Origin of the sequence: Kordiimonas lacus (assembly GCF_001550055.1) — a bacterium.
GTDB classification, from domain to species: Bacteria; Pseudomonadota; Alphaproteobacteria; order Sphingomonadales; family Kordiimonadaceae; genus Kordiimonas; species Kordiimonas lacus.
In genome coordinates this window covers 525,673-540,270 of sequence record NZ_LRUA01000003.1, presented here as the reverse complement: position 1 = coordinate 540,270, position 14,598 = coordinate 525,673, and the positions used below count along the sequence as shown (strand labels likewise).

15 protein-coding genes are annotated in these 14,598 nt (G+C 57.0%); 8 read left to right on the top strand and 7 right to left on the bottom strand.

Annotated features, from left to right (window positions below; translation table 11 throughout):
- Positions 1-170 precede the first annotated feature (170 nt).
- The 8 genes from mdh to KORLAC_RS05845 all read left to right on the top strand — a co-directional run bounded on the left by mdh (position 171) and on the right by KORLAC_RS05845 (position 10,443).
- Positions 171-1,133: a malate dehydrogenase gene (gene mdh, locus KORLAC_RS05880; RefSeq protein ID WP_068304326.1), complete on the top strand. Its 963-nt coding sequence runs from the start codon at positions 171-173 to the stop codon at positions 1,131-1,133.
- A gap of 41 nt (positions 1,134-1,174) precedes the next feature.
- Entirely contained in the window at positions 1,175-2,344 is a 1,170-nt protein-coding gene (gene sucC, locus KORLAC_RS05875; protein ID WP_068304324.1) for an ADP-forming succinate--CoA ligase subunit beta, read from the top strand.
- The gene (sucD, locus tag KORLAC_RS05870) at positions 2,344-3,219 is read left to right on the top strand and encodes a succinate--CoA ligase subunit alpha (protein ID WP_068304322.1); all 876 of its coding nucleotides are present in this window, start codon (positions 2,344-2,346) and stop codon (positions 3,217-3,219) included. The genes sucC and sucD overlap by 1 nt, the downstream gene beginning before the upstream one ends.
- Positions 3,220-3,276: 57 nt before the next feature.
- Positions 3,277-6,171 (top strand): 2-oxoglutarate dehydrogenase E1 component, encoded by a 2,895-nt coding sequence (locus KORLAC_RS05865; protein WP_241493369.1) that lies wholly within the window; start codon positions 3,277-3,279, stop codon positions 6,169-6,171.
- A gap of 21 nt (positions 6,172-6,192) precedes the next feature.
- Positions 6,193-7,455 (top strand): 2-oxoglutarate dehydrogenase complex dihydrolipoyllysine-residue succinyltransferase, encoded by a 1,263-nt coding sequence (odhB, locus tag KORLAC_RS05860; RefSeq protein WP_068304316.1) that lies wholly within the window; start codon positions 6,193-6,195, stop codon positions 7,453-7,455.
- A gap of 74 nt (positions 7,456-7,529) precedes the next feature.
- Positions 7,530-8,936 carry a dihydrolipoyl dehydrogenase gene (gene lpdA / locus KORLAC_RS05855; RefSeq protein ID WP_068304313.1) on the top strand — a complete coding sequence of 469 codons (1,407 nt, stop codon included), beginning with the start codon at positions 7,530-7,532 and terminating at the stop codon, positions 8,934-8,936.
- 213 nt (positions 8,937-9,149) lie between these two features.
- On the top strand, positions 9,150-9,659 hold the full coding sequence (locus tag KORLAC_RS05850; protein WP_068304310.1) for a response regulator: 510 nt from the start codon (positions 9,150-9,152) through the stop codon (positions 9,657-9,659).
- A 226-nt stretch (positions 9,660-9,885) separates the two neighbouring features.
- Positions 9,886-10,443 (top strand): response regulator, encoded by a 558-nt coding sequence (locus tag KORLAC_RS05845; RefSeq protein WP_175445648.1) that lies wholly within the window; start codon positions 9,886-9,888, stop codon positions 10,441-10,443.
- A gap of 51 nt (positions 10,444-10,494) precedes the next feature.
- On the opposite strand, the gene KORLAC_RS05840 is transcribed toward KORLAC_RS05845, so the two are convergent.
- From KORLAC_RS05840 to KORLAC_RS05810, 7 genes are all read right to left on the bottom strand, one after another.
- Positions 10,495-10,695 carry a hypothetical protein gene (locus tag KORLAC_RS05840; RefSeq protein ID WP_068304304.1) on the bottom strand — a complete coding sequence of 67 codons (201 nt, stop codon included), beginning with the start codon at positions 10,693-10,695 and terminating at the stop codon, positions 10,495-10,497.
- Positions 10,696-10,881: 186 nt separating this feature from the next.
- A complete protein-coding gene (locus KORLAC_RS05835; protein ID WP_068304302.1) occupies positions 10,882-11,355 on the bottom strand; it encodes a DUF1203 domain-containing protein in 474 nt (157 codons plus the stop codon).
- A gap of 92 nt (positions 11,356-11,447) precedes the next feature.
- The gene (locus tag KORLAC_RS05830) at positions 11,448-11,945 is read right to left on the bottom strand and encodes a methylated-DNA--[protein]-cysteine S-methyltransferase (RefSeq protein WP_068304300.1); all 498 of its coding nucleotides are present in this window, start codon (positions 11,943-11,945) and stop codon (positions 11,448-11,450) included.
- Complete coding sequence (locus tag KORLAC_RS05825) at positions 11,920-12,501, bottom strand: bifunctional transcriptional activator/DNA repair enzyme AdaA (RefSeq protein ID WP_068304299.1); 582 nt, start codon at positions 12,499-12,501, stop codon at positions 11,920-11,922. The genes KORLAC_RS05830 and KORLAC_RS05825 overlap by 26 nt, the downstream gene beginning before the upstream one ends.
- Positions 12,502-12,567: 66 nt before the next feature.
- Positions 12,568-12,873 carry a hypothetical protein gene (locus KORLAC_RS05820; RefSeq protein ID WP_068304297.1) on the bottom strand — a complete coding sequence of 102 codons (306 nt, stop codon included), beginning with the start codon at positions 12,871-12,873 and terminating at the stop codon, positions 12,568-12,570.
- Positions 12,874-12,909: 36 nt separating this feature from the next.
- Entirely contained in the window at positions 12,910-13,854 is a 945-nt protein-coding gene (locus KORLAC_RS05815) for a tyrosine recombinase XerC (RefSeq protein ID WP_068304295.1), read from the bottom strand.
- Positions 13,854-14,519, bottom strand: a complete 666-nt coding sequence (locus KORLAC_RS05810) for a COQ9 family protein (RefSeq protein WP_068304293.1) — start codon at positions 14,517-14,519, stop codon at positions 13,854-13,856. Before KORLAC_RS05810 ends, KORLAC_RS05815 begins: the two co-directional genes overlap by 1 nt.
- Between the last annotated feature and the right edge of the window lie 79 nt (positions 14,520-14,598).

Sequence of the window (14,598 nt, the reverse complement as noted above, 5' to 3'; positions counted from 1 at the left end):
TCCAAAAACTCAATAATGTAACGATTCATAAAGATATAGTGTGGAAGGTTGACCGTAAATGGCTTGTCTGAGCAGGGTAAACGCGCTAGTTACCTCCCAGAATATTCTTTGTTTTTCAGTATGTGGTTACTCTCTAGTGGCCCCCAAAAAAAATTGGCTGGAGCATTCTCATGGCACGTAAAAAAATTGCATTGATCGGCAGTGGCCAGATCGGTGGCACCCTTGCACATCTCGCAGCGCTCAAGGAAATGGGCGATGTGGTTCTTTTTGATATCGCGGAAGGTCTCCCACAGGGTAAAGCCCTTGATCTCGCACAAAGCGCTCCGGTTGAAGGCTATAACGCCTCCCTGAAAGGCGCGAACGATTATGCTGATATCGCAGGCGCCGATGTCGTTATTGTGACAGCCGGTGTGCCGCGTAAGCCTGGCATGAGCCGCGATGACCTACTGGGCATCAACCTGAAGGTAATGAAATCAGTTGGTGAAGGCATTGGCAAATACGCGCCCAATGCCTTTGTTATTTGTATCACCAACCCGCTGGACGCCATGGTTTGGGCGCTGCAGAAATTCTCCGGCCTGCCAACCAACATGGTTTGCGGTATGGCTGGCGTACTGGACAGCAGCCGCTTCCGCACCTTCCTGGCTGAAGAATTCAACGTGTCTGTTCAGGACGTGACAGCCTTCGTGCTGGGCGGCCACGGCGACACGATGGTGCCGCTGACCCGCTATTCCGCGGTTGCCGGTATCCCGGTTCCTGACCTCATCAAGATGGGTTGGTCCACGCAGGAGAAAATCGACCAGATCGTTCAGCGCACCCGTGACGGCGGCGCGGAGATCGTTGGCCTGCTGAAAACCGGTTCCGCTTTCTATGCGCCTGCAACAAGCGCGATCGAAATGGCGGAAAGCTACCTCAAAGACAAGCGCCGCCTGCTGCCGGTTGCTGCATACCTCACGGGCGAATATGGCCTCAATGACATGTATGTTGGCGTACCGGTGCTGATCGGCGAGAACGGCGTGGAAAAAGTAGTGGAGATCGAACTGCAGGGCGAAGAAAAGTCCGGCTTCGATCACTCCGTAGATGCAGTGAAGGGTCTGATGGAAGCTTGCATCAACATCGACCCATCGCTCGGCTAACAAGCTGAAACTCTAGAAGCCCCCAAGGAGCTCTTGGACAGATGAATATCCATGAATATCAGGCGAAAGGCCTGCTGAAGAAATATGGCGCTCCCGTCCTTGAAGGCGGTGTTGCCTACACGGCGTCGGAAGCTGTCGACGCAGCGAAAAAACTTGGCGGCCCTGTTTGGGTTGTCAAAGCGCAAATTCACGCTGGTGGCCGCGGTAAAGCGGGCGGCGTGAAAGTTGTTAAATCGCTGGACGATGTAGAAGCCGTTGCCAAGGAACTGATCGGCAAAACGCTTGTAACGCACCAGACCGGCCCAGAGGGCAAAGAGGTGAAGCGCGTTTATGTTGAAGACGGTTGCGCCATCAAAAGCGAATTCTACCTGTCCATGCTCCTTGACCGGGCCTCCGGCAAGCTCGCTATCATGGCGTCCACCGAAGGCGGCATGGATATCGAGGAAGTGGCCGAAAGCACGCCAGAGAAAATCGTGACCATCACGATCGACCCGGCAACCGGGCTGCAGCCTTTCCACTGCCGCAAGGTGGCCTTTGGCCTGAACCTTGAGGGCGCAGCTGCGAAAGAATGCATGAAAGTTGTTAGCTCGCTTTACGCGGCTTACACCGATCTGGACGCTTCGCTTCTGGAAGTGAACCCACTGGTTCTCACCGAAGACGACAAGATGATCGTCCTCGACGCCAAGATGTCCTTCGACGGCAACGCCCTGTTCCGCCACGCGGACGTGCGCGAGCTTCGCGACGAGAGCGAAGAAGATCCCAAAGAGATCGAAGCTTCCAAATACGAGCTGAACTACATCAGCCTCGATGGCTCCATCGGCTGCATGGTGAACGGTGCTGGCCTTGCCATGGCCACCATGGACATCATCAAGCTGAAGGGCGGCGAGCCTGCCAACTTCCTGGACGTTGGCGGCGGGGCGACCAAAGAGCGCGTAACCGAAGCTTTCAAGATCATTCTGTCGGATGACAATGTTGAAGGCATCCTCGTGAACATCTTCGGCGGCATCATGCGCTGTGATGTGATTGCGGAAGGTGTTGTGGCGGCAGCCCGTGAAGTGGCGCTCAGCGTTCCACTGGTGGTCCGTCTGGAAGGCACCAACGTAGAACTTGGCAAGCAGATCATGGCTGATAGTGGCCTGCCAATTATTTCTGCCGACGATTTGAATGACGCAGCCGAGAAGATTGTTAAAGCTGTGAAGGAGGCCGCGTAATGTCTGTACTCGTAGGTAAAGACACTAAAGTTATCTGTCAGGGCTTCACTGGTGCCCAGGGAACTTTCCACTCAGAACAAGCGATTGCTTACGGCACCAACATGGTTGGTGGTGTAACGCCGGGTAAAGGTGGCATGAAGCACCTGGATCTGCCTGTGTTCAATACGGTTGGTGATGCGCGTGAAGCAACAGATGCCAACGCTTCTGTAATTTACGTACCACCTCCGTTCGCGGCGGATTCGATCCTCGAAGCGATTGATGCCGAAATCGAGCTGGTTATCTGTATCACCGAAGGCATTCCGGTTCTGGACATGGTTCGCGTCAAGCGCGCTCTCAAGAACTCCAAGACCCGCCTTGTGGGCCCGAACTGCCCAGGCGTGATCACGCCGGGTCAGTGCAAGATCGGCATCATGCCTGGTCACATCCACAAGCCTGGCAATGTTGGCATCGTATCCCGATCGGGTACGCTGACCTATGAAGCTGTTGCACAAACAACGGCTGCAGGCCTTGGCCAAAGCACCTGTATCGGTATTGGTGGTGACCCGGTCAACGGCACCAACTTCATCGATTGCCTGGACCTGTTCCTCCAGGACGACGATACGCACTCGATCATCATGATCGGTGAGATCGGCGGCTCCGCGGAAGAAGAGGCGGCCGAGTTCCTGAAGCACAGCAAGGTGAAGAAGCCTGTTGCAGGCTTTATCGCTGGCCGCACGGCGCCTCCAGGCCGCACGATGGGCCACGCTGGCGCTATCGTTTCTGGTGGTCAGGGCGGTGCAGACGACAAGATCGAAGCCATGAAGTCGGCTGGTATCGTTGTGTCCGACAGCCCGGCTGCGCTTGGTACAACGCTTCTGAAAGCAATCAACGGTTAACCGTTAAAAGAGGGGGCGCGGCCAAAGCGCCGCGCCATTTTGCCCATGGGTGCAGATATGGACCGCATCGCCGCCTTGGAAGGTGTCAGCCCACAGTTTGTGGAATCGCTCTACGAACGATATGCCGCTGACCCATCTTCTGTTGATGAAGGCTGGCAAACTTATTTCGACGCACTTGAATCCGGTGTGTCCAGCTCGGGGCCAAGCTGGGCCCGCAAGGACTGGCCGCTTCGCCCGAACGATGACCTGACGACGGGCCTTGATGGTTCCGACATGTTCATCGAAGACGCCGGCAAGCCTGCGCCTGCGGGCGCCAAGCTGAGCCAGGAAGACATTCGGGCTGCAACGATTGACAGTATCCGCGCCCTGATGATGGTGCGCACCTACCGGGTGCGTGGCCACCTTATGGCCAACCTGGACCCACTGGGCCTTGAAGAACGTCCGCTTCACCCGGAACTGGAGCCGTCCACCTACGGTTTCGGCCCTGGCGACATGGACCGCCCGATCTTCATGGACGGTGTGCTTGGCCTTGAAGTTGGCACCATCCGCGAGATCCTTGAAATTCTGCGCCGCACCTATTGCAGCAACCTGGGCGTTGAGTTCATGCACATCAACGACCCGGAAGAGAAGGCCTGGATCCAGCGCCAGATCGAAGGGCGTGACAAGGAAATCCAGTTCACCGACCGCGGCAAGATCGCGATCCTGAACAAGCTGATCGAATCGGTTCAGTTTGAACGTTTCCTTGGTAAGAAATACACCGGTACCAAGCGCTTCGGCCTTGATGGCGGCGAAAGCATGGTGCCGGCCCTTGAAGCCGTGATGAAAACCGGTGGCCAGTACGGCCTGGACGAGATCGTCATCGGTATGCCGCACCGCGGGCGCCTCAATGTGCTTGCGAATGTGATGGCAAAACCTTACCGCGCCATCTTCAACGAATTCCATGGTGGCTCCTTCAAGCCTGATGACGTGCAGGGTTCGGGTGACGTGAAATATCACCTGGGAACTTCCGCCGACCGTGAATTTGACGGCAACAAGGTCCACCTGTCGCTGAACGCCAACCCATCGCACCTTGAGGCTGTGAACCCGGTTGTGATCGGCAAAACCCGCGCCAAGCAGGAACAGAAGAAAGACACCAAGCGTCACACCACGCTGTCGCTTCTGCTGCATGGTGACGCGGCTTTTGCAGGCCAGGGTATTGTGGCGGAATGCTTCGGCATGTCCGGCCTGCGTGGCTACAACACCGGCGGTACGGTCCACTTCATTGTGAATAACCAGATCGGCTTCACCACCAGCCCGCAGTTTGCGCGCTCCAGCCCGTATCCATCTGACGTGGCCAAAATGGTGCAGGCGCCGATCTTCCATGTGAATGGCGATGATCCTGAAGCGGTAACCTACGCTGCCAAGATCGCGACCGAATTCCGCCAGACCTTCAAGCGCGATGTGGTGATCGACATGATCTGCTACCGCCGCTTCGGTCACAACGAATCTGACGAGCCGGCCTTTACCCAGCCGCTGATGTATGCCGCGATCAAGAAACACCCAAGCGTGGTCAAGATCTATGCGGACCGTCTGATCGAAGAGGGCGTGATTACCGCCGAGAAGTTCGAGCAGATGGAAAATGAATTCATCAGCTATCTTGAGGACGAGTTTGAAGCGGCCAAAGAATACCGCGTCAACAAGGCCGACTGGTTCGAAGGCAAATGGGAAGGCCTTGGCCTTGCCGACAAGGACCACGAAAAACGCCGCGCCGAAACTGGCGTGTCCGAGATCATGCTGCGCGAAGTGGGCGAACAGATCACCAGCTACCCGGAGAAGTTCAATATTCACCGGACGCTCAAGCGGGTTCTGGACGCCAAACACAAGATGTTCGAGGACGGCGAGGGCTTTGACTGGGCAACAGCGGAAGCGCTGGCGTTTGGCACGCTTCTGCGTGAAGGGTACGGTGTGCGCCTGTCTGGCCAGGACTGTGGCCGCGGCACTTTCAGCCAGCGTCACGCCGTGTTCGTGGACCAGAAAACCGAAGACCGCTATGTGCCGCTTCAGGAAGTCAATCCTGAAGCAGACTTCACGGTTCTCGACAGCCACCTGTCAGAGTTCGGTGTGATGGGCTTCGAGTATGGCTACTCCATGGCGGAACCAAACAGCCTGACCCTGTGGGAAGGCCAGTTCGGCGACTTCGCCAACGGTGCCCAGATCATCATCGACCAGTTTATCTGTTCGGCTGAAGCCAAGTGGCTTCGGATGTCTGGCCTGGTGCTTCTGCTGCCGCACGGCTATGAAGGTCAGGGGCCTGAGCACTCGTCCGCCCGGCTTGAGCGCTATCTGCAGTCTTCTGCCGAGGACAACTGGCAAGTGGCCAACTGCACCACGCCTGCGAACTATTTCCACATTCTGCGGCGCCAGATGCACCGTTCTTTCCGGAAGCCGCTGGTGATGATGACGCCGAAATCGCTTCTGCGGCACAAGCGCTGCACCTCGGCGCTTGAGGACTTCGGCCCAGGTTCCCAGTTCCACCGTGTTCTGTGGGACCACGCAGAAAACGAGGCTGGTGGTTCGATCAAGTTGAAGGCGGATGACAAGATCAAGCGCGTCGTGCTGTGTTCAGGCAAGGTTTACTATGACCTCCTGGACGAACGCGACAAGCGCGAGCTGGACGACACATACCTGTTGCGTGTCGAACAGCTCTATCCATTCCCGGCTTCGGCAATCGGTAAGGAAATGAAACGCTTCAAGAATGTCGAGACAGTCGTCTGGTGTCAGGAAGAGCCCCGCAACATGGGGGCCTGGTCCTATATCCACGAACTGCTCGAAGACTTGTTCACAGACATCAAACTGCCCGTGACGCGCCCGGTTTACGCTGGTCGCGCGGCGAGCGCTGCAACCGCCACCGGTCTTGCGTCCAAGCACGCGGCCGAGCAGGAAGCGCTCATCGATCAGGCACTCACGGTTTAATCAGGGTAGGAGCCCCGAAACATGGCAATCGAAGATATTGTTATCCCACAAATGGGTGAATCGGTCGCGGAAGGCACGATTGGTACCTGGCTGAAAAAGGTTGGCGACGCTGTAGCCGCTGATGAGCCGATTGTGGAAGTGGAAACCGACAAGGTCGCAATGGAAGTGCCAAGCCCCGTGGCTGGTGTGCTGGTTGAGATCGTGGCCGAAGAAGGCCAGGATGTCGAAATCGGCGCCCTGATCGCGAAAGTGGATACCGAAGGCAAGGCGTCTTCCGGTGGTTCGGGCGACAGCAAACCTGCCGCCAAGAAGGAAGAGGCCGCAGCCCCCGCTGCCAAGAAAGAGGAAGCAGCACCAGCGCCTTCCCCTGCACCGGCAAGCCAGGGCGCACCAGCCAAAGACCTGATGCCGATGTCGCCTGCTGTGCGCCGCATCGTGCAGGACTATAACCTGGACCCAAGCTCCATCACCGGTACCGGCAAAGACGGTCGGCTGACCAAAGGCGATGTGATGTCTGCGATCGAGTCCGGCTCGGCCCGCACGCTTGACGTTCTGCCAGCGTCTGCGGCTGCCGCACCTGCCGGCCCACGCGAAGAACGCGTGAAGATGACGCGGCTCCGCAAGAAGATCGCCGAACGCCTCAAGGATGCCCAGAACACAGCGGCCATGCTGACCACTTATAATGAAGTGGACATGTCTGCTGTGATGGCGGCGCGGAACAAATACAAAGACCTGTTCGCGCGCAAGCATAACATCAAGCTTGGTTTCATGAGTTTCTTCACCAAGGCCTGCTGCCTGGCGCTGAAGGAAATCCCTGCTGTGAACGCGCAGATTGAAGGTGACGAGATCGTCTACCACAATTTCGCGAACATCGGTGTGGCGGTTTCCAGCCCGAACGGCCTGGTGGTTCCAGTGCTGAAGGACGCGCAGAACATGTCCTTCGCCGACACTGAGCTGTCCATTGCCAACTTCGGCAAGAAGGCGCGCGACGGCAAGCTGACTATTGACGACATGCAGGGCGGTACCTTCACCATTTCAAACGGTGGTATCTTCGGCTCGCTGATGTCCAGCCCGATCCTGAATGCGCCGCAGTCCGGTATCCTGGGCATGCATAAAATTCAGGAGCGTCCGGTTGTTGAAAACGGCCAGGTTGTGATCCGCCCGATGATGTATCTGGCGCTTTCCTATGATCACCGCATCATTGATGGCCGCGAAGCTGTGACCTTCCTGGTCCGTGTGAAGGAAGCGCTTGAAGATCCAACCCGCCTGCTCTTGGACATGTAAGCCAGCCGGGTTTGTGACGAGTTACATGGGTGGGGCCGAAATCCCACCCATCTTTATGACAAGAGGGACATAATATGTCTGACGCATTTGACGTTGTTGTAATTGGTTCTGGCCCTGGTGGCTATGTGGCTGCGATCCGTGCGGCACAGCTTGGGCTCAAGACAGCTTGTGTGGAAAAACGTGAAACGCTTGGCGGTACGTGCCTGAACGTGGGCTGCATGCCGTCCAAGGCGCTGCTCCACAGTTCGCACCTGTATCATGAAGCAGGGCACGATTTTGAAGCCATGGGCCTCAGCGTGAAGGGCCTGGATTTCGACATCAAGAAGGTGATGGAATCCAAGCAGAAGATCGTGGACGGCTTGACCGGTGGCATCGAATTCCTGTTCAAGAAGAACAAGGTTGAATGGATCAAGGGCACAGGCCACTTCAAATCCAAGGATACGCTGACGGTTGACCTGAATGACGGCGGCACGCGCGAGGTAAAGGCGAAGAATTTCATCATCGCCACCGGTTCTGACGTTGCCAGCCTGCCGGGCATTGAGATTGACGAAGAAAAGATCGTGTCCTCCACTGGCGCCCTGAGCCTGCCGAAGGTGCCGAAGCACCTGGTGGTCATCGGCGGCGGTGTCATCGGGCTTGAGCTTGGCTCTGTCTGGAAGCGCTTCGGCTCTGACGTGACGGTTGTTGAGTTCATGGATCAGGTTCTGCCGGGCATGGACATGGAAGTCCGCAAAACCTTCGGTCGTAGCCTCAAGAAACAGGGCATGAAGCTGAACCTGTCGGCCAAAGTGACAGCGGTTGAAAAAACCAAGAAGGGCGTCAATGTAACGTTCGAGCCGGTCAAGGGTGGCGACGCCCAGACGATTGAAGCCGACGTGGTGCTGGTGTCCGTTGGGCGCCGACCCTACACCAGCGGCCTTGGCCTTGAAGCCATTGGCGTTGAGATGGACGACCGCTCGCGCATCAAAACAAGCCATGATTTTTCAACCAACGTTCCAGGCATTTGGGCCATTGGCGATGTGATCGAAGGCCCGATGCTGGCGCACAAGGCCGAAGACGAGGGTGTGGCTGTTGCCGAAAATATCGCGGGGCTCAATGGCTATGTGAACCATGATGTGATCCCGGGTGTGGTTTATACCTTCCCTGAGGTGGCATCTGTGGGCAAAACAGAAGAAGAACTGAAGGACGCGGGCGTCGCCTATACGGCCGGCAAGTTCCCCTTCTCCGCCAACAGCCGCGCGAAAGCCAACCTGCAGACGGAAGGCTTCGTGAAGATCCTGGCAGACAAGAAAACTGACCGCGTGCTGGGTGTTCACATCATTGGTGCTGATGCCGGCAACATGATCGCACAAGCCGCCACGGCCATGGAATTCGGTGCAAGCGCGGAAGATATCGCGCTGACGTGTCACGCACACCCGACCGAGACGGAAGCCATGAAAGAGGCTGCCCTGGCGGTTCATGGTCGCCCGATCCATATGTAAGAAAGATCGCCCGCAAGCGATGGAAAAGCCCGGCTTTTGCCGGGCTTTTTTGTTGTCTGTACACGATTACTTTAATTGATAAAATTTTAACCAAAGTTTGACCTGCGGGTCTTTTGCGCGCTATTTCATTCACTTCAGACAATTTGAATAAAATTAAAGTCATCAGGCATTTTTGACTTCAGGCATGACCAACTGCACTTGGGGGTCCAGTTCATGCAGACCAAAAAAATAGACTTCAGCAAGCTTAACGCGCTTATCGCCATGTCGAACGACCAGCTCGGGCGCAGCGTTTGGCATTTCCTCAGGGACCAGGGTATCGGGTCCTGCATGATGGTGACTTCTGCCAAGGACGCAGTGGCGCGCATGCAGGCTAACCGCTTCAATCTGTATTTTGTGGATTATGACCTGCCGGAGTTCGGCGGGGTGGATTTCATTAAGTTCCTGCGCCTGTGCGATGGCGATATCGCGGAAGCGTTTGCTGTGATGGTCATCCCGTCGCCCGATAAGGAAAAGGTTATGGCCGCGCGGGACGGCGGCTGCCATGAGATTCTTGGCCTGCCATTGACTGCCAAACTCCTGATGACGCGGATGACCCATATGATCGGCAATCCGAAGCCCTTTATTCGGGCCGCAACCTATATCGGGCCATGCCGTAGGCGCGAGGTCGTGCGCATCTATCACGGTACTGACCGGCGGAATCGCAGCCGTTTAGTGAATGCATAATGAAGAGAAATAGGTTCTACAAGTGTTGAAGAATCGTTGGAATATTGGTTAATTTTCTATTCCAGATATAATGAAGGAAACTTGTAGTTTTCCTTCTATTTATCTTGGCTGCATTATTTTGACTATTTTGAAATATTTTACTATTGCTGTATTCAGGGTAGGGGCGTGCATGGGGATGCAGGCCTGAAAATAAATCACGCTGGGGAGCGTGAGTTCGGGAGGAACTGTGTTGAGGGGTGTTACCGGGGTGGATTACCGGGCCATGAAAGTGCTTGTGGCTCTATCGAATAAACAGTTGGGTGAAACTATTTGGCACTATCTGAAGGATAGTGGTGTCGGACAGGTGCAGCTTGTCGATACAATGAAGGAAGCCGTGCACCGCATGCAGGCTTTTCAGTTTACTCATTTTTTCCTGGATTTTGACTTTGGCGATCATGGCGGGTCTGACTTCGCCAAGTTCATTCGCATGTGCGACGGCGCGGTGTCCGAGGCGCCGATTATCATGATCATGCCGACGCCGAGCAAGGACAAGGTCTTCACGGCGCGGGATGCTGGCGTGAATGAAATTCTGGGCCTGCCGCTTACTGGTAAGCAGATTGACACAAGGCTGCAATATATCAGCGCACAACCGAAGCCGTTCGTGCGCGCCGCAACCTATATCGGACCCTGCCGCAGACGTGAAGTGATGCAGGTGTTTCACGGTAAGGACCGGCGTCGGGAGGCGAAAGGGCCAAACGCTGCGGGACCTCAACCGTATAGTCGCCAGATGGCAAATGCCTACTGACAAACCAAAGCCCTGCATCATGAAAGTTGCAGGGCTTTTTCCTTAACGGGGTTAGTCCTGGCGCTTTTTAGCCTTGGCGCGACGCCGGTGTTCCTTCAGCGCCAGATAGGCAGCTGCCGGCAGCAACACAAGTGCTGCTTCAGGTTCCGGCACGGTAACCACCGGTCCTTCAAACTGCGCAAGCGCGGAGATCGACAGGCCGAGCACAGCGGTTACGCCCGCCGTAATCAGATTTTCAATATGCTTTTTCATAGTTCCCCACTTTTCATCAAGCAACAGGCGCCGAATTGGCGCTGGTTTCAATGACACCCCGAGAAACCGTATGGTAAAACTGGCCGCTCTACTATCCCTGATGGTGATGCCCGCTAAAAAAAGCTGTGCGGCCGGTTGTATTGAGGTGCTGAAGGGGTGGGAGGCCTTGTTCCGGTGAGGCGGCGCTCAGGCACGCTCCACCCGGCACTGATAGCAGTTATATTGGGATGTGCGGACATGCAGATAGGCGACGTTTGGGTCGTTGAGCATCTCGATGCACTGTGATTCCAGTTCATCCACGGGCACATGGCGGGCACATTGATACTGGATGCGGTTGTCGGTGCCGTAGCCACGCACCATAACGGTGCCCCACCGGCTGAACATGCTTGGAAACCCAGCTGTCTCGTCATGGCGGTCACATTCACGACCGTGCAGAAAAATCGGCCCCAGCTCCGCATAGGGTTGCAGGTCATGAAATGGGCGGTAGGCCAGAACCAGTTTTTCGGCACCCGCTTCAATGGTTTGGAGGCAATGGCGGCAGGGATTGCCAGGCCCTGTGGAGGCTTCCTTTTCGGGCACGCGGCCATTGGCGTCCACTTCGCCGCGCTGGTAGGCGCGGGCTTCACTGGTGGGCATGGCGATGACTTTGAGGGCTGTCATAACGTGGTTCCTTTCTTGTTTTCGACAATAAGCTGGGGTGCGTGCGGCGCGATGCGCCGCTCGTCAGAAGGCTCAAAGGTTTGGTCAGGTAGTTAGAGGGCCAGCAAGGCGCCCTCATGCTTCAGAAGCCACTCCTTGCGCTCAAGTCCGCCCGCATAGCCGGTGAGTGAGCCATCGGCGCCGATCACCCTGTGGCAAGGGTGTATGAGCGCCACCGGATTGCGGCCATTGGCGCGACCGATGGCCCGGGGGCTGGACTGCAGGTCCTGTGCCATGGCGCCGTAGCTTGTGGTGTTGCCCGCCGGAATATCCCTGAGGGCATCCCATACACGCCGTTCATAGGGTGTGCCCAAGGGGTCTGTTTCGAGACCATTAAGCGCATCGCGATTCCCCTTGAAATAGGCCTCAAAAGCGTTGGCGATGGTGCTGGGTGCTGTCCCTTCTGTCGGCGTCTCACCGGGGAAGAAGGTCTCCAGCTGCCGCACCACGCGCGCTGCGCGGTCGGCGAATTCGCAGATGACGATGGTTTCGCCCCTGAGCACCAGGGTGATGGGCCCAAGGGGGCTAGGTAGGGTCGCTGTCGTGAGCATTTTTTTCTCTCCATTCACTTGGCGTGATGCCAAATTCGGTCTTGAAGGCGTCGTTGAAGCGCCTCAGGCTGCCGAAGCCGGACGCGTAAGCCACATCGGGAATGCTGGCGTCTGGCTCCTTCAATAGCGTCACCGCAAGGCCCAGCCGGTTTTCCTGCTTTACATCCATCGGGCTTTTACCCAGATGCTGCTTGAATAGCCGTCTCAGGTGCCTGTCAGTCACGCCCAGACGGTCAGCCAGCTCTGCAAGGCTGTCAGGGCCTTCGCCTTGCGCCAGCAGCCTCAGTGCCCGGCTGATGGTGGCCTTGGTGCCCTGCCAAGCGGGGCTGCCGGGGCGGGCTTCCGGCCGGCAGCGTTTGCAGGGCCGGAAGCCGGCCATGGCCGCTGTGTCACTGTCTGAAAAATACAGCACATTTTCCGGCTTCGGTTTGGGTGCCGGGCAAATGGGCCTGCAGTAGATGCCAGTTGATGTAACGCCGAAAAACAGCTTGCCATCATACCGGGCATCCCGGTTCAGCAGTACGTCATAAAGGATATGTCGGTCTTGTTCTGTCATGGGGACAGTGTAGCGGAAGCGGGGGGTGTTGGCTCGCCATTTTCGGACCTCGAGATGACAGGATGGTTAGACGGCGGAGATCATCTCACTGGCGGCAAACAACGTTAAAACCATCAGGACAAACGGCAATAGGGCCAGTTTGGGTCGTTCACCGCGGCGCAGCTTGCGGTAAAAATCAAGGCTTGAGCGGGTGCTCAGGATAATGGTTGCGGCACCGCATGCGGTCAGGATGAACATGTAAGTTGCGCCGTCGTTCATGGAGGGCCACAAGCGGAAGGCGGCCAGGACAAGCATCGCACCAAGGATTGCCATGGAGGCATACAGGGCCATCAAAGCCCAGCCACGGAAACGGTCGATATCTTTATCCTGCATAGGTCCCCAAGTGGTTCGAAAACATACTGGCCAGCTCTATCGGCGGCGGAAGGCCTTATCATACACATCCTTGAGGCGGGCGCTATCCACTTCTGTGTAAACTTGCGTTGCCTTCAGGTCAGCGTGGCCCAGAAGCTCCTGAATTGTGCGCAGGTCACCGCCGCGAGACAGAAGGTGTGTTGCGAAACTGTGCCTGAGCGCATGCGGCGTCGCGCTTTCCGGCAGTCCAAGGGCGATACGCACCTTCTGCATGGCCGCCTGGATGGTGCGTGGGCTCAGGCGTTTGCCGCGCTTGCCAACAAACAGCGGGCCGTCTGCTGTGATGGCAAAAGGGCATTCAGCCTTATAGGCCGCGATCGCTTCCCTGACAGCAGGCAGCACCGGCACGATGCGTTCCTTATTGCGCTTGCCGATCACCCGCATGGTGTCGCCAGACGGGATATCGTCACCGTTCAGCGACAGCGCTTCCGCGATCCTGAGGCCGCAGCCATACAGAAGCGCCACCACGGCCGTGTTGCGGGTGGCAATCCAAGCCTCCTCTTCAAACTCGCCCACCGTTTCCATCACTGACTTCGCGGCTTCTTCGGTCAGCGGGCGGGGAACGCGGTGCGGCAGCTTGGGCCCCTGCACAGCCTTGATGGCATCATTTTCAATGCCTTCAGTGCGCGCCAGGAAACGGTAGAAATTGCGGATGCTCGACAGCGACCGGGCCACAGAGCGGGCCGACAGGTTGTCGCCGCGCAAGGACGCCAGAAAGGCGCGGAAGTCACGCACCTCAAGTCCGGCCAGCGTGCGTATGCCCACGCCGCCGCCTTTATAGTCCGCGAGGAAACTGATGAAATCGCCAAAGTCGCTGCCGTATGCGGTCAGCGTGTGGGGTGAAACCCGTTTTTCAGAGGTGAGATATTCAAGCCAGCGGTTCACCAGAACAGCGGCTTCGTCTGTGAGGCCTGCAAGCTCGGTTGTGTCTGTGCCCGCCATCAGGCCCCCGGATAGCGCAGGCGTCCAAGGAAGCTGCTGAGGGTTGGGGCGTTTTCGCAGGCCTTGCGCATCTGGAACTTGGCTTTTTCAATGGCCATGACATTCTCGATACGGCGATCAAGGAAAGCCCAGGTGTCCTCGCATCCTTCCGAATCGTCGTTCAGCCAGTAAAGCAGTACCGAGCTATAGACCGCTGAAAGCGTCGCACGCTTGGTATACCAGTTATGGTCTGTGCTGGTATCACCTGCCGCACGCCACATAACGTCCGCAGTGCGCCAAAGCGCCTTGCTGCCCAGCGCCATATGTTGGGGCAGGGCCAGTACCGCCAGGCCGCGCTTGATGACTTCACGCTCGCTCATGTTAAGTTCCAGCCGTGTACGGATGGCTGTGGTGATGCGGTCGCGAATTTTCATGGAAGCGAGGTCACGTTCCTTGAGCGCGGCTGCCAGCACGCGGTCGGCGTCTTCAAGGTGCAATTCAAGTGCCTCAATGGCACCGCGCGGGAAGGCAAGCTCAGCCATCTCAGGGCTGACGCCCACGTCGGCTGCTGCGTTGGCCAGCGCCTTTTCCGTCCAGCCGTCAAATGCCACATGGTCAGTCATCGCCTCCATCAGGGGAAGGCGGAGTTCCTCAGGCGTGTGGTCATCTGTCTGCTTCTTGGCCATGGTCCGTCTCGTGCGTCGCGTCATTTATCCTTGCCCGTTTTCTACCACGGAATGCCGAGGCAGGCGAGGGACATAGTGC